The sequence below is a fragment of the uncultured Paracoccus sp. genome, assembly GCF_947496875.1.
In the GTDB taxonomy this organism is placed as follows: domain Bacteria; phylum Pseudomonadota; class Alphaproteobacteria; order Rhodobacterales; family Rhodobacteraceae; genus Paracoccus.
Genome location: NZ_CANMEH010000023.1, coordinates 1 through 17,250, shown reverse-complemented (window position 1 = coordinate 17,250; position 17,250 = coordinate 1). Strand labels below are relative to the sequence as shown.

At 66.4% G+C, this 17,250-nt stretch carries 19 protein-coding genes and 1 tRNA gene; 5 read left to right on the top strand and 15 right to left on the bottom strand.

The genetic code is table 11. From position 1 onward, the window contains the following. Positions 1 to 163: 163 nt before the first annotated feature. The gene (locus Q0938_RS16745) at positions 164 to 625 is read left to right on the top strand and encodes an Rrf2 family transcriptional regulator (RefSeq protein WP_299364817.1); all 462 of its coding nucleotides are present in this window, start codon (positions 164 to 166) and stop codon (positions 623 to 625) included. A gap of 41 nt (positions 626 to 666) precedes the next feature. Here the strand turns inward: Q0938_RS16745 and Q0938_RS16740 are convergent, their stop codons facing one another. The 10 genes from Q0938_RS16740 to rpmH all read right to left on the bottom strand — a co-directional run bounded on the left by Q0938_RS16740 (position 667) and on the right by rpmH (position 9,122). Further along, positions 667 to 1,182 (bottom strand): histidine phosphatase family protein, encoded by a 516-nt coding sequence (locus Q0938_RS16740; RefSeq protein WP_299364814.1) that lies wholly within the window; start codon positions 1,180 to 1,182, stop codon positions 667 to 669. 99 nt (positions 1,183 to 1,281) lie between these two features. Then, the gene (gene argB, locus Q0938_RS16735; RefSeq protein ID WP_299364847.1) at positions 1,282 to 2,181 is read right to left on the bottom strand and encodes an acetylglutamate kinase; all 900 of its coding nucleotides are present in this window, start codon (positions 2,179 to 2,181) and stop codon (positions 1,282 to 1,284) included. A 73-nt stretch (positions 2,182 to 2,254) separates the two neighbouring features. After that, positions 2,255 to 2,905: a ribosome biogenesis GTP-binding protein YihA/YsxC gene (gene yihA, locus Q0938_RS16730; RefSeq protein ID WP_299364812.1), complete on the bottom strand. Its 651-nt coding sequence runs from the start codon at positions 2,903 to 2,905 to the stop codon at positions 2,255 to 2,257. Next, positions 2,902 to 3,663, bottom strand: a complete 762-nt coding sequence (locus Q0938_RS16725) for an MOSC domain-containing protein (protein WP_299364809.1) — start codon at positions 3,661 to 3,663, stop codon at positions 2,902 to 2,904. Before Q0938_RS16725 ends, yihA begins: the two co-directional genes overlap by 4 nt. Next, the gene (yidC, locus tag Q0938_RS16720) at positions 3,660 to 5,549 is read right to left on the bottom strand and encodes a membrane protein insertase YidC (RefSeq protein WP_299364806.1); all 1,890 of its coding nucleotides are present in this window, start codon (positions 5,547 to 5,549) and stop codon (positions 3,660 to 3,662) included. The genes Q0938_RS16725 and yidC overlap by 4 nt, the downstream gene beginning before the upstream one ends. Before the next feature lie 195 nt (positions 5,550 to 5,744). Then, positions 5,745 to 7,055 carry an EAL domain-containing protein gene (locus tag Q0938_RS16715; RefSeq protein ID WP_299364803.1) on the bottom strand — a complete coding sequence of 437 codons (1,311 nt, stop codon included), beginning with the start codon at positions 7,053 to 7,055 and terminating at the stop codon, positions 5,745 to 5,747. Between the two features lie 140 nt (positions 7,056 to 7,195). Continuing rightward, positions 7,196 to 8,080 (bottom strand): tRNA 2-thiocytidine(32) synthetase TtcA, encoded by an 885-nt coding sequence (gene ttcA / locus Q0938_RS16710; RefSeq protein WP_299364801.1) that lies wholly within the window; start codon positions 8,078 to 8,080, stop codon positions 7,196 to 7,198. A gap of 165 nt (positions 8,081 to 8,245) precedes the next feature. Beyond that, positions 8,246 to 8,485, bottom strand: a complete 240-nt coding sequence (gene yidD, locus Q0938_RS16705; protein ID WP_299364799.1) for a membrane protein insertion efficiency factor YidD — start codon at positions 8,483 to 8,485, stop codon at positions 8,246 to 8,248. Beyond that, the gene (rnpA, locus tag Q0938_RS16700; protein WP_299364845.1) at positions 8,482 to 8,910 is read right to left on the bottom strand and encodes a ribonuclease P protein component; all 429 of its coding nucleotides are present in this window, start codon (positions 8,908 to 8,910) and stop codon (positions 8,482 to 8,484) included. The genes yidD and rnpA overlap by 4 nt, the downstream gene beginning before the upstream one ends. Before the next feature lie 77 nt (positions 8,911 to 8,987). Then, entirely contained in the window at positions 8,988 to 9,122 is a 135-nt protein-coding gene (gene rpmH, locus Q0938_RS16695; RefSeq protein ID WP_073061402.1) for a 50S ribosomal protein L34, read from the bottom strand. A 271-nt stretch (positions 9,123 to 9,393) separates the two neighbouring features. On the opposite strand from rpmH, the gene Q0938_RS16690 reads away from it, so the two are divergent. Next, positions 9,394 to 10,806 (top strand): HAMP domain-containing sensor histidine kinase, encoded by a 1,413-nt coding sequence (locus Q0938_RS16690; protein WP_299364785.1) that lies wholly within the window; start codon positions 9,394 to 9,396, stop codon positions 10,804 to 10,806. Positions 10,807 to 10,884: 78 nt separating this feature from the next. Continuing rightward, positions 10,885 to 10,961, top strand: a tRNA-Arg gene (locus tag Q0938_RS16685). Between the two features lie 6 nt (positions 10,962 to 10,967). Here Q0938_RS16685 and Q0938_RS16680 read toward each other — a convergent pair. The 3 genes from Q0938_RS16680 to Q0938_RS16670 are packed head-to-tail and all read right to left on the bottom strand — an operon-like array spanning position 10,968 to position 12,297. Next, on the bottom strand, positions 10,968 to 11,528 hold the full coding sequence (locus tag Q0938_RS16680; protein ID WP_299364782.1) for a hypothetical protein: 561 nt from the start codon (positions 11,526 to 11,528) through the stop codon (positions 10,968 to 10,970). Between the two features lie 59 nt (positions 11,529 to 11,587). Further along, positions 11,588 to 11,935: an IS66 family insertion sequence element accessory protein TnpB gene (tnpB, locus tag Q0938_RS16675; RefSeq protein ID WP_299364779.1), complete on the bottom strand. Its 348-nt coding sequence runs from the start codon at positions 11,933 to 11,935 to the stop codon at positions 11,588 to 11,590. Further along, positions 11,932 to 12,297, bottom strand: a complete 366-nt coding sequence (locus Q0938_RS16670) for a transposase (protein ID WP_299364777.1) — start codon at positions 12,295 to 12,297, stop codon at positions 11,932 to 11,934. The genes tnpB (Q0938_RS16675) and Q0938_RS16670 overlap by 4 nt, the downstream gene beginning before the upstream one ends. A 257-nt stretch (positions 12,298 to 12,554) precedes the next feature. On the opposite strand from Q0938_RS16670, the gene Q0938_RS16665 reads away from it, so the two are divergent. Together Q0938_RS16665 and Q0938_RS16660 are read left to right on the top strand one after the other, a co-directional pair. Then, positions 12,555 to 12,986 (top strand): hypothetical protein, encoded by a 432-nt coding sequence (locus tag Q0938_RS16665; protein ID WP_299364775.1) that lies wholly within the window; start codon positions 12,555 to 12,557, stop codon positions 12,984 to 12,986. Positions 12,987 to 13,009: 23 nt separating this feature from the next. Continuing rightward, the gene (locus Q0938_RS16660) at positions 13,010 to 14,881 is read left to right on the top strand and encodes a pyrroloquinoline quinone-dependent dehydrogenase (protein ID WP_299364772.1); all 1,872 of its coding nucleotides are present in this window, start codon (positions 13,010 to 13,012) and stop codon (positions 14,879 to 14,881) included. Between the two features lie 293 nt (positions 14,882 to 15,174). On the opposite strand, the gene Q0938_RS16655 is transcribed toward Q0938_RS16660, so the two are convergent. Together Q0938_RS16655 and tnpB (Q0938_RS16650) are read right to left on the bottom strand one after the other, a co-directional pair. After that, positions 15,175 to 16,740 carry an IS66 family transposase gene (locus Q0938_RS16655; RefSeq protein WP_299364767.1) on the bottom strand — a complete coding sequence of 522 codons (1,566 nt, stop codon included), beginning with the start codon at positions 16,738 to 16,740 and terminating at the stop codon, positions 15,175 to 15,177. 54 nt (positions 16,741 to 16,794) lie between these two features. After that, entirely contained in the window at positions 16,795 to 17,145 is a 351-nt protein-coding gene (gene tnpB, locus Q0938_RS16650; RefSeq protein WP_299364843.1) for an IS66 family insertion sequence element accessory protein TnpB, read from the bottom strand. Positions 17,146 to 17,250 lie beyond the last annotated feature (105 nt).

Genomic DNA, 17,250 nt, shown 5'->3' with positions numbered 1-17,250 from the left:
TTCCTTTGCGGACAAGGCGAATGTTGACGCGCGCAGGGGGCAGCCTTATGGACTGGCCCGGAGCGCGTGCACGTCAATCGCACAACGGCTGCCCGGGCTTATCTCAACCCGCGCGGGTCCGTCAATTGCGGCAGCATCGCAACGAGTTGCAGGGGAGGCCGCCATGAAGCTCTCGACCAAGGGTCGTTACGCTATGGTGGCGTTGGTCGACCTGGCGACGGCTGCGGATGGGGAATTGACCACGCTGGCCGAGATTTCCGCGCGCCAGGACGTGTCGCTGCCCTATCTGGAACAGTTGTTCGTCCGCCTGCGCCGGGCTGGGCTGGTCAAGTCGGTGCGCGGACCCGGCGGGGGATACCGGCTGGCCCGATCACCGGAAACGATCCGGGTGTCCGAGGTGCTCGGCGCCGTGGACGAGACCGTTAGCGCGCTGCACGTCGGCGCCGGCGCATCCGGCGGACAAAGCGGCAGTGTGGCCCAGCAGCTCTCGAACCGGCTGTGGGAAAGCCTGTCGGCCCACGTCTACGTGTTCCTGCACAACGCCACGCTGGCGGATGTGGCGGGGAACGCGCTGCTGCCCTGCCCCGCGGTGCCGGGGATCCTGTCCGTCGTCGACGACGCCTGACCTGCCCTTGGCAAGACCCGTCCGGCACCCGGCCCGGTTCGTCAGCGCACGTCCAGCCGGACGAAGTCGCGCAGGTCGCCCTCACCGGGGCGGATATTGGCCCAGCTGTCCGCCGTGAAGTCGACGACCAACGTGGCGGCCGTGGGAAAACGCCGGAAGTCGGGGTCCATCGGCGGGCGTGCGGGCAGCATCGCGGCTAGCGCCCCGATTCCGGGATTATGACCGATCATCATCACCGTGTTCAGCGTGGCGGTCCGCAGCACGGTCAGCATCTGGTCGGCCGATGCCTGGTACAGCCCCCGTTCCAGGCGCAGCACCGGGCGGGTTTCCAGAACGGCGGATTCGATCCCTTCCCAGGTTTCCTGGGTCCGGCGGGACGTCGAACACAGCACTTCTTCGGGATCATAGCCGCGGCTCGCCAGCCAGTCCCCCAGCGCCTTGGCGGCACGCCGGCCGCGGCCGTTCAGCGGACGGTCGTGATCGCCGATCACGGGATCCTCCCACGCGGATTTCGCATGGCGCGTCAGAATCAGCCGTCGTATGCCGCTAGCGGTCATCCCTCACCCTTCCCTCACCCGGTTGGAATGAAGCCTGCCACCCGACCCGCACCGCCGCAAGCGCTTCATTCCCGGGGGCTTGGCCGGGCGCATCTGCCGCTAGAGACCGGTGCCGCCCTGTCGCAAGCCGTGCGGCTTGGTCCGCGGTTCGGTCGACCGGATCAGACTGCCGGCGCCCTGTTCGGTGAACAGCTCCAGCAGCGCGGCGTGCGGAACCCGACCATCCAGGATGACCACCGCGCGGACTCCTTCCTCCAGCGCCTTCAGCGCGGTTTCCGTCTTGGGGATCATGCCGCCGGCGATGGTGCCGTCGGCGATCATCGCCCGCATCTGATCTGGATGCATCTGCGTCACCACCGCGCCCGAGGCATCCTTGACCCCGGGAACGTCGGTCAGCAGCAGCAGCCGGTCGGCCTGCAGGGCACCGGCGATGGCGCCCGCCGCGGTGTCGCCGTTCACGTTGAACGTCTCGTTGTCGGCCATGCCCGTCGCGACCGGCGCGATCACCGGGATCAGCCCGGCGAGATAGAGATCCCGGATGATCTGGACGTTCATCTCGACCGGGCGGCCCACAAAGCCCAGTTCGGGGTCGTCAACCTCGCAGACCATCAGGTCGTCGTCCTTGCCCGATATGCCGATGGCCCGGCCGCCGGCATCGTTGATCGCCTGGACGATGCGCTTGTTCACCAGGCCGGACAGCACCATCTCGACCACCTGCACGGCTTCCTTGGTCGTCACGCGTTTGCCGCGGACGAACCGGCTTTCGATGCCCAGCCGGTTCAGCAGGTCGTTGATCATCGGGCCACCGCCATGCACGACCACCGGGTGGATGCCCACCTGTTTCATCAGCACGATGTCGCGCGCGAACTCGGCCATGGCATCGTCGTCACCCATGGCGTTGCCGCCGAACTTCACGACCACAACCGCGCCCGCGTAGCGCTGCATGTAGGGCAGCGCCTCGGACAATGTGCGTGCAGTTGTGACGAAATCACGGTTCATGTTCTGCTGTCTCATCCCACGGTCCCTGCAATCCGGCAAAGGCTAGGCTGCGAGGGGGGCGAGGTCCAGCCCGTCAGCCCAGCCCGGCGATGATCGTGCGCAGCGTGGCGATGCCCTGCCCCTTTTCGGACGAGGTCACGACAAGCTCGGGGAACGCGGCGGGGTGTTTCTGCAGCTCGGACTCGATCTGCGCCAGCGTGGTGTTCAGCGCCTGCGACCCCACCTTGTCGGCCTTGGTGACCACCACCTGAAAGGGGACCGCGGATCGATCCAGCAGCGACATGATCTCGTGATCGACGGACTTGACGCCATGGCGCGCGTCGATCAGCGCGAAGGCCCGTCGCAAGGTGACGCGCCCGGCCAGATAGGCCTTCAGCAGATCCTGCCACTTCCGGACGACGGGCAGCGGCGCCTTGGCGAAGCCATAGCCCGGAAGGTCGACCAGGTAGCCGTGATCACCGAGCGCGAAGTAGTTGATTTCCTGCGTGCGGCCGGGGGTATTGGATGCGCGCGCGATCGCCTTTCGGCCGGTCAGCGCGTTGATCAGGCTGGACTTGCCCACATTCGACCGGCCCGCAAAGCAGACCTCCGGGCGATCCGCCGGGGGCATGCCGTCCATGGCGACCACGCCCTTGACGAAGTCGACCGGCCCGGCGAACAGCAGCCGCCCGGCCTCGGCCGTGGCGGGATCCGGATCCGGGGCCACGGGGAAGGCGACCTTCATCGGGAAACCGCATCCCCGATGCCGATCGTGCCCCCGTTGACGACCTCGGCATAGATGCCGAAATCCCGGTGTCCGAACAGCGCCTGCAGATCGTGCGGCATGTCGCCGTCGATCCGCCCCGTCGTGGTGTCGGCGCTGGTCGCGGCGCAACGGCCGATGCGCCGGGTGACCCGCAGTTCGACGGGTCCGATCGTCAGGATCTGTCCGATCATGTCCAGTTCCGCGAATGCCGGCCATCCCTCCACCCACAGGTTCGCCCGCCAGCGACGCAGTCCCAGCGGCCGGCCCAGCCGATCCTCGAGCGCGGCAAGGCTGGACAGCGACAGGATCGACATCCACGGGGGCTGGACGTCGGTCCAGATCCCGACACCGCGAACCAGCCGGGTGGGCGCGGCGCGATCAGCCGACCACAGCGGGCGGAGCCAGGCGACAGCCTCGTCACCCTGGGTCTGCGGATCAAAGGTCAGGGTCGGCCGGTCGGGATGGGTCAGGCGCAGCCGACCGTCCTGCCATCCGCCCTCGATCGCCTGCAGCGAGGGTTCTGCAACCCCGCGCACGAAGCACGTCTTTGGCAGCCAGTGATCAGGTTCCCCCCCGCCCCCGGACTGCGCCACCTGATGCTCGCCCGCCTCGGTCAGCACCGCCCATTCCCGATCGCCGGGCAGGCGCCGCGCTGCCGACAAGGTGACATGGTCCAGCCCCTCGCCGCCCACCGACTTGATCGGGTGGCGGCGGATATGGGCCAGACGCGCGGTCATTTCCGGTTGCGTCGCGGTCGTGCCGGCATCGACGACTTGATGTTGCCGAACAGGTCGGGCGGGTGCCCGTGCATCCGCATGATGGTGTATTGCTGGACGATGGTGATCAGGTTGTTCGCGATCCAGTAGAGGACCAGCCCGGAGGCAAAGCCGCCCAGCATGAACATGAAGATCCACGGCATCCAGGCAAAGATCATCTTCTGGGTCGGATCGGTGGGTGCGGGGTTCAGCTTCTGCTGCAGCCACATGGTGATGCCCAGCACGATGGCCAGCAGCGGCAGCGAGAAGGCGTGCAGCATGGTGCCCTGCGCCGGGGCCGCGAACGGCAGCAGCCCGAACAGGTTCAGCAGGCTGGACGGATCCGGCGCCGCAAGGTCGCGGATCCAGCCGAACCACGGGGCGTGCCGCAGCTCGATGGTGACGAAGATCACCTTGTAGAGCGCAAAGAAGATCGGGATCTGCAGCAGCATGGGCAGGCAGCCCGCCGCGGGGTTCACCTTTTCCCGCTTGTAGAGGCCCATCACCTCCTGCTGGAACTTCATCCGGTCGTCGCCGGTGCGTTCCTTGATCGCCTCCATCTCGGGCTGCAACTCGCGCATCCGCGCCATCGAGACGAAGGATTTCCGCGCCAGCGGAAACACCAGCAGCTTGAGCACGAAGGTCAGCGCAATGATCGCCCAGCCCATGTTGCCGATCAGCCCGTGCAACCAGTGCAGCAGATGGAAGATCGGCTTGGTCAGGAAATAGAACCAGCCCCAGTCGATGGAATCCACGAAGCGGTCGATCCCGACGCTGTCCTGATACGACTCCAGCGTCTCGTAGATCTTGGCCCCGGCGAACAGATGGGTCGCGGTGCTCAGCCGTGTTGCCGGGGCAACCGTCTGCATCGGCATGCGGGTCTCGGTCTGGTAGATGTCGGCCCCGGGCGCGTATTTCACCACCGCCGTGAACGGCTGTCCCGGCGCGGGCGCAAGCGTGGTCATCCAGTACTTGTCGGTGAACCCGACCCAGCCGTTCTCGGCCACGCTGACGATCTCGGCCGGCCCCTCGGTCGCGACCGGGTCGAGCTTGGCGATGTTCTTGTATTTCAGTTCGACCAGCTCGCCATCGGTCATGCCGACCGCGCCTTCGTGCAGCACGAAGTAGTTCTGGGTGTCGGGCTGGCCATGCCGGGCGAGGATTCCGTAGGGGGCCGCCGAGAACGGGGTCGCGGCCGTGTTCTCGACGCTTTGCGTCACCGTGAACAGGTACCGGTCGTCGATCTCGAAGATGCGGCGGAAGATCTGGCCGCTGCCATTTTCCCAGCGCAGGGTGACCGGCTGACCGGGGCCCAGCGTCTCGCCGGATTCCACCTGCCAGACAGTCGCCGGGTTTGGGACGGCGGCGGGATCGACACCGGGGCCGGGCATCCACCCATAGACGGCGTAATAGGGTTTCTGCGCGACCAGTTCCGGGTCACCGCCCGGCGCGACCGGCGATCCGTCCTGCGCCACCCGAAGCTGCGTCGTCGGCGACAGCAGCCTGACGAACGGCGCATCGGGGCTCAGCGTCTCGCGATAACCGGTCAGCAGCAGATCGTCGATCCGGCCGCCGGCCAGCGATATGCTGCCCTGAAGCGAGGGTGTAGCGATCGGCACGCGCGGCGCGTCACGCGACGGGTCTCCGGCATCCGCGGCGTCGGCGACGTTCGGTGCGGCCGTGGACGTCGAACTCGCCGTCGGTGCTGCGGGAACGACGGCGGGCCCGCCGGTCGACTGCGTCGCGGCAGGCGGCGTCGCCGTGGGGTCCACGGCCGGCGGTTCGGGCACGAAAAAGGCGTACCATCCGATCATGACCAGCGCCGACAGCACCATGGCCAGGATCAGATTGCGGTTGTTGTCGTCCATCGGGTCACCCGAACTGCCGCGCGTCGGGCCGCTTCAATCGAAGCGTCGGCTGAACGTCAAGCGGAAAGCCCCCGCCGGGCGGGTAGCGGCCCGGGGTACCGATCTCAAGGAATGTGCCTTGATCCGCCGGCGGCGCGGGGCGATGTGAGCCGCCGGTCGCATGGGCCCGGACGGCCGGAGGACGGCCGTGCTCAGTCAGGCCGATGCGTCGCGGGACGGGTCGCGCCGCAGTTCCAGCCGGGGCATGGCCACCTGCACGACACGATGTCGTGTCAGGAACGCCAGGCTCTCCGACAGGGGCATCGGGTCGGCCACGGCGGGGCCACTGACATGGCCGCATCCGATAGCTGTCAGAAAGTTGCGTTCGGCCGGGGTCTGGACCGAGATCGCCGCGGTTGGCAGATCCAGCTGCTCGGCAAGGTATAGCGCCCTCAGCACCTTCTGCTGCACGGCCACGTCCCGGTCGCAGCCATCGGTCAGCCTGCGGCCAAGCAACACCCGTGTCGGGGGCAGCTTGCGCGACAGCATCCGCCCTGCCCCGCCGAGGTCCGACAGATCAATCCCGCAGCCGGTCCGCGCCAGATGCCGCTGCACGGCGCGCGCGCCGGGCGCGGCCGTCGCAATGCTGCCCAGTTCCAGCAGCACCCCCGTTGGGTCCTGGTCTTGCTGGTCAAGCTCCCTCAGGATCGCGCTCGCGAAGTCGCCGGCGCTCAGATCGTTTGTCCTGACCGGCAGCGACACCGTCACCGGCAGCGCGGCGGCTTGGTCCCAGTTGCCCAGCGCCCCACAGGCGGCGCGCAGCAGGACCAGCGTTAGGGCACGCCGGTCCTCTGCCGACGAGCACCTCGCGAACTCGCCCGCGGTCAGGAGCCCGCGGACGGGATGGCGCACCCTGGGGGTGACGCGGAAGCCGCTGACCGCGCCGGTGTCACAGCTGATCTGCGGCTGAAACAGCGGCTCGACCCACGACGGATCGAAGCCGTACCGATCCGCCCGTGCTTGATGAGGAATGGGGGCAAGCCGGATACGGGGTGCGGCCAGCGGATCGCGCGACTGGTCATCAGGCGAAAGCGATGGTTCGGCGCGGAGGCCTGCCACGCGGACCGGGCGGTCGGCGTCGAGCAGCACGACCTGGCCGCGCTGTCCGGGCCTGCAGTCGTCCAGCACCCGCCGCAGACGAGCTAGGCCTGCTTCGGACCGCGCGGCCGACGTCGCGCGCCCAACGATCACGGTGACGACCGGCACCTGTTCGGCCGGCAGATCCTGTCCCAGGGCACAGGCGTCCTGAACCCGCAGCGCCTGGTCCAGCGCCTGCCGATCGGTCATCTTCGGCAAACGCAGCACCAGATCGCCGCCACGGATCCCCTGCAGCAGGATGTTCTCGCCAAGCGCATCGGCGATCCGCTGCGCCATCCGTTCACGGAACAGATCGGCGGGATCGCGACGCCCTGCGCCGCCGACCGGGTGGTCTGGGTGACCCGGATCTTCAACCCTGATCAGCAGCATCGGTCCGTCGAGGGAACGGACCGGAGTCTCGCCCCGTCTCCGGCCCCCGAGACTGGTCAGCAGCCGTTTCCGAGACATGTGATCTCGCCCCCGATTCGCGCGCCCTAGCGCGAACGTAGCCGGGGGGTGTTGCTGAATGGTTAATCGGCCCCGGTCAGGCGCGGTACGGCCGGGCCGTCTGCCGGCGCAGCGGACAGGGCGGCGAAGTCGAACAGCTTCGGGTCGAGCAGATGCGACGGCCGCACGTTCATCAGCGCCCGGAACATCACCTGACGGCGTCCGGGGCTGCGCGCTTCCCAATCGTCCAGCAGCTTCTTGACCTGCATGCGCTGCAGGCCGTCCTGGCTGCCACACAGGTCGCAGGGGATGATCGGATAGTCCATCGCACGCGCGAACCGCTCGCAGTCGGCCTCGGCCACGAAGGCAAGGGGACGCAGCACGGTCAGGTCGCCCTCATCGTTCAGCAGCTTTGGCGGCATCGTCGCGAGCCGCCCACCGTGGAACAGGTTCATGAAGAAGGTTTCCAGCATGTCGTCCCGGTGATGCCCCAGAACGACCGCCGAACAGCCCTCCTCGCGGGCGATCCGGTACAGGTTGCCGCGCCGCAGACGCGAACACAGCGCGCACATGGTCCCGCCGGGGGCGATCTTGTCCACGACGACGGAATAGGTGTCGCGGTATTCGATGCGGTGGGCGACCTGACGGTCGGCCAGGAACGCGGGCAGCACCGTGGAAGGGAAGCCGGGCTGCCCCTGATCGAGGTTGCAGGCCAGCAGATCGACCGGCAGCAGCCCCCGCCATTTCAGTTCGTGCAGGATGGCCAGCAGAGTGTAGCTGTCCTTGCCGCCCGACAGGCAGACCAGCCAGCGGTCGCCCGGCGTCGCCATCTGATAGCTGTCGATCGCTGACCGGACCTCGCGCACCAATCGCTTCCGCAGCTTGCGGAACTCGGTCGACGCCGGCGCACCCCGGAACAGTGGATGGATCTCGTCGCCGATGTCCAGAACCAGATCGTCAGGCATCATCGTTCCAGCACCCTGTCCAGGTCGCGGCGGGCAGCGATGGAACACCTCCGGATCAAGCCCCGAACCTCGAGAACAGGAAGCTCGCCAGGGTCAGGACGCCCAGCGCCGCGACGATGATCAGGGACAGGCCGAGCAGCAGGCGGCGACGGCCAGGCGGACGATCGGTCATGCGGCATCCTTTCGCGACGGCGGAACGGGATCATAGCCGTGCCCGCCCCAGGGGTGACAGCGGGCGATGCGCCGCGCCGCCAGCCAGCTGCCGTGCAGCGCTCCGTGCCGTTCCAGCGCGTCCAGCGCATAGACAGAGCACGTCGGCTGAAAGCGGCAGCCATGGCCGATCCAGGGGCTGAGCAGCAGGCGATACGCCCGCACGGGGACTGCGAGTACATGGGCGAGCGGGGTCACGGCCGTTGCTCCTTCGCCGGCGAACGAGGCGGTTTGCGTGGGCGGGACTGCTGCGCTCCGGGCTGATGGATGCGGATCAGCGCCCCGGCAAGATCCGCGCGCAGTTCGGCAAAGCTGCGCTGCACCGTCGCATCGGGTCGACCGACCAGAACGTAGTCCCAGCCCTGCCGGCCATGCCCGGGCAGCAACTCGGCCGCAAGAGACCGCAGTCGGCGGCGGGCCCGGTTCCGGACAACGGCGTTGCCGACCTTCTTCGAGCAGGTGAACCCGACCCGGATCGGCCCGTCATCCCCCCGCTCGCGGGCCTGCAGCAAGAACCCGGCGGTTCCCTGGCGGCGCGCCGACGCAGCCCTCAGGAAATCGGCGCGCTGTCGCAGTCGGGTCAGCGGGCGCCGCGTTTCGCGGTCCGCTCCACCAGTTTCGATCCGCTGTCCGGGAAGGTCCCGACGCTCGCCGTCCGGCCTGTGGTCGGCAGGCCCACCGCCGTCACGCAGCAGCGGAATCAGGCGGACAGAACCTTGCGGCCCTTCGCGCGACGGGCATTCAGCACCCGGCGCCCACCCTTGGTGGCCATGCGGGCGCGGAACCCGTGACGGCGCGCGCGAACGAGGTTCGACGGCTGAAAAGTACGTTTCATCGTGTCTACTCCGACATCCGGGTGCGCGGCGGATCGTGCTGACCCGTACCACGCAGATATGCAAAGCACGGCTGATAGGGAGGGTGGGCCGGCAAGTCAACTGTTGGCCCATGGGGCCGATCCGTCCGCCCCATCGGAGAAAGTCGTCTCGATTTTACCCATTGCGTGATGGGAACCATTCTCTGATCACGGTAGTTTGAAGTACTGAACTTGTCCAGTAGGGGGGTCTGAGACAAGCCGGCGACGGAAGGTGCGTCAGCATTCGGGACAGATGAACGTCAATACGCTATCAGGACGGTTTGCGGCATTAACGATGCTGTTCGTGGTATTGGCCGAAATTGCCATCCTGATTCCATCCTTGGCCAATTTCCGCCACGACTATCTCGACAGCCGGCTTGAGCGTGCCCAGATCGCCAGCCTGGCGCTGCTGGCGACGGACGAGTCGCTGGCTGCGGATCTGGAATCCGAACTGCTGGGCAACGCCGGCGTCTACAACGTCGTGCTGCGGCGCGACGATATCCGCCGGCTGGTCCTGTCATCGCCCCTGCCCGCCCCCATCGCCGCAACCTATGACCTGCGCGAGCCGCGTTTCTGGACGCTGTGGGCCGATGCGCTGCGGCTGCTGGCGGCGCCCGAGAACCGGATCATCCGGGTGATAGGGGCGCCCGTCAAGCAGGCCGGGCAGCTGATCGAGATCACCATGGACAGCGCACCGATGCGTACCGGCATGATCGATTTCGGGCTGCGGCTGCTGGCCGTCTCGGCCGCCTTCGCGATCATGACCGCGGTGGTGCTGAACCTTGCCGCGCAGCGCCTGATCGTCCGCCCGATCAGCCGGGTCATCAGTCACATGACGGCCTATGCGACGGCCCCCGACGACGTGCGACGGATCATCGAGCCCTCCGCCAGCATGGCCGAGGTCCGTGAGGCCGAGCAGGCGCTGGCTGCGATGCAGCGGACCGTCACCGCATCGCTGAAGCAACGCGAGCGGCTGGCGCAGCTGGGACAGGCCGTCGCCAAGATCAGCCACGACCTGCGCAACGTCCTGTCCACCAGCCAGATTCTGGCCGACCGGCTGGAGGACAGCGACGATCCCGGGGTGCGTCGCACCGCGCCCAAGCTGGTCGGGTCGATCTCGCGCGCCGTGAACCTGTGTGAAACGACGCTCGCCTTCGGCAAGGCCGAGGAGGCGCCGCCGCAGCTGTCGCTGTTCAACCTGTCCGGGCTGGTCGCCGAGGTGATCGATGCCGAGCGTCTCGCCGCCGACAGCGCAGGCGATGCGCCACCGATCACGTTCGTGTCGGACATTCCGGCCAGCCTGACGATCCGCGCCGATCATGACCAGCTTTACCGCGTGCTCGCCAACCTGTCCCGCAACGCCCGCCAGGCGATCGAGGCAACACGCAAGCCGGGCACGATCCGGATCGATGCTGGCGAGGACGAAACCGGCTGGTGGCTGCGGGTCTGCGATACCGGGCCGGGGCTGCCGGAGAAGGCGCAGGCGCACCTGTTCCAGCCCTTCACCGGCGGCATCCGCAAGGGCGGCACTGGACTGGGCCTGGCCATCGCGGCCGATCTGGTGCGCGGACATGGGGGGCGCCTGGAGCTGCAGCGGACCGGCAGCGACGGCACCGAATTCCTGCTGCACCTGCCGCGCAGTCCGCGCCGCGCCGAGGCCGCCTGATCGCTGCCCCTGGCGCGCGGCGCGGTGTTTTTCCGCTTGCATCCCCCGCCGCTCCATCCTACCACCCGCCCCTACAACGGACCCGTAGCTCAGCTGGATAGAGCACCAGACTACGAATCTGGGGGTCGGGCGTTCGAATCGCTCCGGGTCCGCCATCCATCCTATTGATCTCCTTGCGGCTTGTAGTGCAGGTCTTCGGCCCCTTGGGGGCCGGTTTGCAGCCGGTTTGCAAAAGCTGTTGCCGGGCTGTTCTCAAAGGCGAGGATCGCGGCCTTGGACAAGGCGGGCGTCATCGCCAGGTATTTCTCCAAGATCCGGGTTGCCGATTGCAGCGTGTGCCCCGTCACCGCGCAGATTTGCGGGATGCCGTTGCCAGCCTCGGACAGCAGCGTGACCGCCGTCCCGCGCAGATCGCTGAACCGCAGGTGTTCGGCCTTCGCAGACTTGGACAGCTCGGCATAGCCTTCCGGGCGCAGGCCGCAGGCGACCATGTGGGCTGACCATTGCTTGCCCAACTCTTTGTCGTTGCCCTCGGTGAACCACGGACGGCCATCGTCTCGGGTCAGGATGTAAGGGCCGTGCCGGTCCATGCCGTTCAGCATCCGCGCCAGCGCCTGCGATACATGGATCGTCACGCGCGCCTTCACCTCGGCCAGGAGCCGCGCGGTGAAGCTGCGCAGCTCCTCGGGATCTTCCGGCAGGATGGCGGGCTCGTCGAGCATCAGACGAGCTTATCGGGCTGGATTCCGGCTGGGAATCCTCAACGATTGGGACCAGTCGCTTATCCGGCCGCCAAGGGTTGCCAGGTCCGCTGCGGGGTCCGCCAGTCGATCCCTTCCAGCAGCATCGCCAGCTGCGCGGCCGATAGGGCGATCTTGCCCTCGGTGGCGGAAGGCCAGACGAACCGGCCCCGCTCCAGCCGCTTCATGAACATGCAGGCGCCCTGGCCATCCCACCAGATCACCTTGACCAGATCGCCGCGCCGGCCCCGGAAGACAAACAGATGCCCACCGAACGGATCCTGCTTCAGCACCGCCTCGGCCTGCGCCGCCAAGGCCGCAAAGCCCTTGCGCATGTCCGTGACCCCGGCCGCGAGCCACACCCGCGTGTTGGCCGGCACCGGGATCACGCCGTCAGCCCCCGGATCAGCCGCGCCAGAGCCTCGGGATCGTAGCGCCCCGTGATCCGCATCCGCTGCCCGCCGGCGAGCTCGATCTCGATCCGGCCCGCCTCGGTGGCCGGCGCGGCGGGAGCGGCAGGAAGGCCCCTGGTATCCTGCACGATCTCGACCGGCAGAAACTGCGCACCCTCGCCCGAGCACGCCTCAGCCTCGGGCGCAAAACGAGGATCGCGCAGCCATTTGAAGATCAGGTTCGCGTTGACCGCGTAACGTCGCGCGACCTGAGCAACCGAAACGCCCGGAGCCGTTGTCTGAAAGCAGATCGACCGCTTCTCCTCGTCCGTCCAGAGCCGCTTCGTCCGACGCGCCACGTCCGCCCCATAGTGTCCACCATCCATAGTGGACACTATCGATCACTCTCTTACCCTGGCAGAGCAGTCACGCCGGACGGATACCGAGAGAAACCCAGACAGCGCGGAGGTTTCATCGCCCGCGGCGCGCGGGTCCCCCTACGCTGCCTCATGGCATGGGTGGGCGAGCTCGCGAAGACGGCGAGGTCAAAGCGCCGGAGGATCGTTGCTGCCGTGAAGATGGCAGGGCCTCTCCATGACACCGGCACCTGAATCTGATGCGCGACTCCGGTCGACAACAAGATTTGTCTCCAGGGCTTTTCCGAAGCGGTTCGGAACTGTTCCTGCAAGTTCCGGGTTGGAGGGTCATGCAAAAACAACACCTACCCGCAGCCTCTTTGGGCGTCATGGGCGTTTTGCTAGCCCTAAATGCCTATGCAGCGCCGTTTGGAAATACGGGCGTCGACGGCTCTATCGGGGCTCTGCTTGCGGTGATCGGGGCCGGGACAGCCGCGTTAGGCGCGGGTCTTCTTGTTCTAGGCAAGCTGCCACACCGTCTCGTCTGGATCGCCATCCTTGTTATGGTCGCCGTGCTGACGTCTCTTGCCGCTTATTTTCTGATGCAGTTCGTGCTGGCCGGCGTCATGGCCGCGGCGGCACTCGCACTTATTCTTGCATCTCTCTTGGATTTCCGCCGGGGTGCCATATGAGCCGACGCAGACGCCTCGCCGGCATGCTTGCCTCTTCCTTGATGGCTGCGATGGGGGCCGCAGAGGCGCAGCAGCCGGAGTGGACCGCCTTTCACGGGGATGAGGGCTCGACCAAGTTTTCCGCTGTGCAAAGCTTTACGCCGGAAACGGTCGGCGACCTCGAGCGCGCTTGGGAATTTCACACCGGCGACGTTTCCGACGGCTCCGGCGAGCTTCCGGAAACGGTTTGGTCCGCGACCCCGATCTACGCGAACGATACACTCTACCTCGGCACGCCCTTCTATCGGATCATCGCCCTCGATCCCGCGTCGGGTGAGGAGCGCTGGTCTTACAGCAGCGACTCCAGTCTCGATGCGCTTACGCAGCCTGCACTCAAGAACCGGGGCGTGGCCTATTGGGAAAGCGGACAAACGGGCCTTTGCGAGAAGCGGGTCTATCTTGGCACCATGGACGCCGAGCTGCATTCCGTGGACGCCGAGACCGGCGAGCGCTGCGCGGGATTTGCTGATGGGGGCGTCCTCAACGTCAACCAGTGGAACACCGTCAACGACGTTTTCCCCTTCTCGCTGCTGCAGCCGCCGCTTGTGGTAGGAGACACTCTGCTGCTCGGGTGGGCCGGCAAGGACTGGGCATACAGCGTTGCCCCGCCGGGCAGTCTTCTGGCAATCGACGCCCGCACAGGCGAGCTGCTATGGGAAGCCAGCTTCATCCCCGAAGAACTGATCTCGCGCACGGGCACCGCCAATATCTGGACGGCGATGACTGCCGATGCCGAACTCGGACTGGTGTATGCGCCCGTCTCCTCGCCTAGTCCCAACTACTGGGGAGGCGATCGCACCGAGCCCATTCCGATGGCGACATCGGTCACCGCCCTCGATCTCGACACGGGTGAGATCGCTTGGAGTTTCCAACACGTCAATCACGACATCTGGGACTATGACACGCCATCGGCGCCGAGCCTCGTCGACATTGAACGGGACGGGAAAACGATCCCGGCCCTTGTGCAGGCGACCAAGCAGGGCTTCCTGTTCGTCCTCGACCGCCGTACGGGCGAGCCGCTGTTCGAGATCGAAGAACGGCCGACGCCGCAAAGCACTGCCGAGGGCGAGGTGACGGCTCCCACCCAACCTTTCGCCATGACCCCGCGGCCCGTCGGCAACCCCACCGAACTTCCCGATGTGTGGTGGCTCGCCGATATGGTGAGCTTTGGCCAGTGCTCCCGCGATCGCGAACATTATCTCTACGAGGGAATCTACACGCCACCGTCGGAACAAGGGACCCTGTTCTTTCCCGGCACGGCCGGGGCGACCAATTGGGGCGGCGTCGCTGTCGACCCGCGCAGCGCCACGCTCTACGTGAACGCCTCCCGCATCGTGCAGTTGATCCGCCTGATCCCGCGCGAAGAGTACCAGCAGATCCAGGGTCCCGAAGGTGGGAACGAGGAGGGGTACTCACCTCAAGAAGGCGCGCCTTATGGCATATACCTGACCGATTGGAGCAATTGGGCCGGCATGCCGTGCTGGGAACCGCCTTTTGGCACGTTCTCCGCCTACAATCTGAACACCGGCGAACTGCTTTACGAGACGCCCTTCGGACGGGCCCAGCTTGAAGGATTCTATGGTCTCGAATCCTGGGGGTCGCCAACTCTGGGTGGGCCAGTGGTCACGGCAGGGGGCGTCGTTTTTCTCGGAGCGTCCGTGGATGCTCGCGTGCGTGCCCTCGATGCCCGAACGGGACGGGAACTCTGGTCCGATCTCGTTGAAGCCCCCGCGGTGTCCATACCGGCAGTATTCACGCATGAAGGGGTGGACTACGTCGTGTTCGCAATCGGCGGCAATTCGATCCTCAAGCCGGAAGTGTCAGATCAGGTCGTCGCCTATAGGCTTCCCCGGTAACGCGGCAGACACCGATGATTTCCCGACATTCGCGGATCCGCTAGCCTTGTTGTGCGACGATCGGATGAATGCTTTCGCTTAGCGGGGGCATAATCCCGAGAGCAACGCCGATCAGAAGCGCCCTGACCAGAGGCAAAGCGACGAGCAGGGCCGGAGCGGTAGCGACGGCAATCGGGGTAGCAGCGACCCAGGCAGACAGGACCAGCGGTCCGGCGAAAAGCGACGAGGCGGCGCAGCTCGTCCTGGTCCAATAGCTAGACATCGGTAAGCGTTCGCTGGGGACCACGGGTAGGTTATCTTGACGGCGTGAAGTTCCACGGCAGCAGGGCGTCGAGGCGGCTTTGCGGGTGGCCGTTGGCGAGCGCGGTCAGGGTGGCCTTTAGATAGGCGAAGGGCTCGATGCCGTTGATCTTGCAGGTTTCGATCAGTGAGGCGATGCGGCCCCAGGCGATGCCGCCTTCGTCGTGACCGGCAAAGAGTGCGTTTTTGCGATTCAGCGCGATGGGGCGGATCAGGTTTTCAACCCTGTTGGAGTCGATCTCGACACAGCCGTCGGTCAGGAAGGTTTGCAGCCCATCCCAGTGGTTATGGATGTAGGTCAGCTTTTCGCCGAGCCGGGATTTCGCGGAGATCTTGCGGCGATTGGCCTGCAGCCAGTCACCGAATGCGGCCACCAACGGCGCGGTGCGGGCTTGGCGGGCGGACAGGCGCTGACCTGGCGAGACGCCGCGGATGTCGGCCTCGACGGCATAGAACTCAGCTATGCGGCGCAGCCCCTCGGCGGCGATCTCGGAGCCGTCGCGGTCGAAGACTTCCTTGAGTTTGCGCCGGGCATGCGCCCAACAATGCGCCACCCGAATGGGCGCGCCGCCCTTGCGCGAGGGCTTGGTCAGGCGGTTATAGCCGGTGTAACCGTCGATTTGCAGGATGCCATCAAAGCCGGTGAGGAGGTTTCGGCATTCTCGCCCGCGCGGCCGGGGGGCATAGAAGTAGACGATGCCGGGTGGATCCTCGCCACCCCATGGGCGGTCATCGCGGGCCAGCGCCCAGAGATATCCGGTCTTTGTCACGCCGCGCCCCGGGTCAAGCACCGGGGCAGTGGTTTCATCCATGAACAGCTTGGATGACCGCTTCAGGTGTTCGGCCATCCGATCGACGATGGGCTTCAGGTGGAACGCGGCCTTGCCAACCCAGTCGGCCAATACGGCGCGGTGCAGATCCAGCCCCGCCCGCGCGAGAATCTGGCTCTGGCGATACAACGGCAGATGATCGGCATATTTGCTGACCAGCACATGGGCGATGGTCGCCTCGGTCGGCAGGCCGCCCATGATCAGATGAGACGGCGCTGGGGCTTGGGTCACCCCGTCGGTGCAGGTCCGGCAGGCATACTTTGGGCGCACGGTCACGATGACGCGCAGCTGGGCCGGGACGATGTCCAGCCGCTCGCTGCGGTCTTCGCCGATCCTGTGCATGATGCCGCAGCCGCAAGGGCAGATCAGGCTGTCGGGCTCGATGACCTCTTCTATGCGTGGAAGCCCCGCGGGCAGATTGCCGATGGTGCGCTTTGGGGCAGGCTTGGATGTCCCATCGCCCGCCTTGGCGGCCCGCGTTTCCTTTTCTGCCTCAACCTCGGCCAGCGCAATGGACAGATCCTCAAACGCCAACTGCCGTTCATCTTCAGACAGCTTTTCTGACCGCTTGCCATGCAGGGCGTGGTTGAGTTCAGCGATGAGATGCTCTTGCCGACGGGTGATTTCCGTCAGCGCCGCCACCGTTTCCATCAACGCCAGCACCGCCAGCACCGCCGCGCGTTGCGCGGCCGGGATGGCGGAAAGGTCGATGGCGGGTGCGGTTTGCATGGGCTGAAGCTACCATAAAACCCCCGCAGAAACACGCTAAACCAAGCGGTTGGTTCACTCTGCCGCAGCCGGCGGGCGGGTTTCCAGCACCTTCACTTTTCGCCAGTCCAGCCCGGCAAACAGTGCCTCGAACTGGGCATGGTTCAGCGCAATCACCCCATTCTTGATCGCGGGCCAAGTGAACGTTGCATCCTCAAGCCGCTTGTAGGCCATTACCAGACCGGTGCCGTCCCAGTAGAGCAGCTTCAGCCTGTCCGCCCGACGCGAGCGGAACACAAAGACCGTGCCGGTGAACGGATCCTTGCGCAGCACAGATGACACCAGTGCCGCCAAGCCATCATGACCCTTTCTGAAGTCGATGGGTTGCGTGGAGACCAGAAACCGCACCCGGTTGGACGGGAGCATCATGATGACGACGGCCCGATGGCGGCCTTGTTCTTCAGCTGATCATGGAGGCCGACGTAGAAGGCCTGATCGGCGCCGGTCGGCACGAGCGCAGCGGCGAGCGCA

Bases quoted from the DNA above. Each gene is read 5' to 3' on its own strand.
- Q0938_RS16745 (WP_299364817.1), top strand. From the start codon at position 164: ATGAAGCTCTCGACCAAGGGTCGTTACGCTATGGTGGCGTTGGTCGAC.
- Q0938_RS16740 (WP_299364814.1), bottom strand. From the start codon at position 1,182: ATGACCGCTAGCGGCATACGACGGCTGATTCTGACGCGCCATGCGAAA.
- argB (WP_299364847.1), bottom strand. From the start codon at position 2,181: ATGAACCGTGATTTCGTCACAACTGCACGCACATTGTCCGAGGCGCTG.
- yihA (WP_299364812.1), bottom strand. From the start codon at position 2,905: ATGAAGGTCGCCTTCCCCGTGGCCCCGGATCCGGATCCCGCCACGGCC.
- Q0938_RS16725 (WP_299364809.1), bottom strand. From the start codon at position 3,663: ATGACCGCGCGTCTGGCCCATATCCGCCGCCACCCGATCAAGTCGGTG.
- yidC (WP_299364806.1), bottom strand. From the start codon at position 5,549: ATGGACGACAACAACCGCAATCTGATCCTGGCCATGGTGCTGTCGGCG.
- Q0938_RS16715 (WP_299364803.1), bottom strand. From the start codon at position 7,055: ATGCTGCTGATCAGGGTTGAAGATCCGGGTCACCCAGACCACCCGGTC.
- ttcA (WP_299364801.1), bottom strand. From the start codon at position 8,080: ATGATGCCTGACGATCTGGTTCTGGACATCGGCGACGAGATCCATCCA.
- rpmH (WP_073061402.1), bottom strand. From the start codon at position 9,122: ATGAAACGTACTTTTCAGCCGTCGAACCTCGTTCGCGCGCGCCGTCAC.
- Q0938_RS16690 (WP_299364785.1), top strand. From the start codon at position 9,394: ATGAACGTCAATACGCTATCAGGACGGTTTGCGGCATTAACGATGCTG.
- Q0938_RS16680 (WP_299364782.1), bottom strand. From the start codon at position 11,528: ATGCTCGACGAGCCCGCCATCCTGCCGGAAGATCCCGAGGAGCTGCGC.
- Q0938_RS16665 (WP_299364775.1), top strand. From the start codon at position 12,555: ATGCGCGACTCCGGTCGACAACAAGATTTGTCTCCAGGGCTTTTCCGA.
- Q0938_RS16660 (WP_299364772.1), top strand. From the start codon at position 13,010: ATGCTTGCCTCTTCCTTGATGGCTGCGATGGGGGCCGCAGAGGCGCAG.
- Q0938_RS16655 (WP_299364767.1), bottom strand. From the start codon at position 16,740: ATGCAAACCGCACCCGCCATCGACCTTTCCGCCATCCCGGCCGCGCAA.
- tnpB (WP_299364843.1), bottom strand. From the start codon at position 17,145: ATGCTCCCGTCCAACCGGGTGCGGTTTCTGGTCTCCACGCAACCCATC.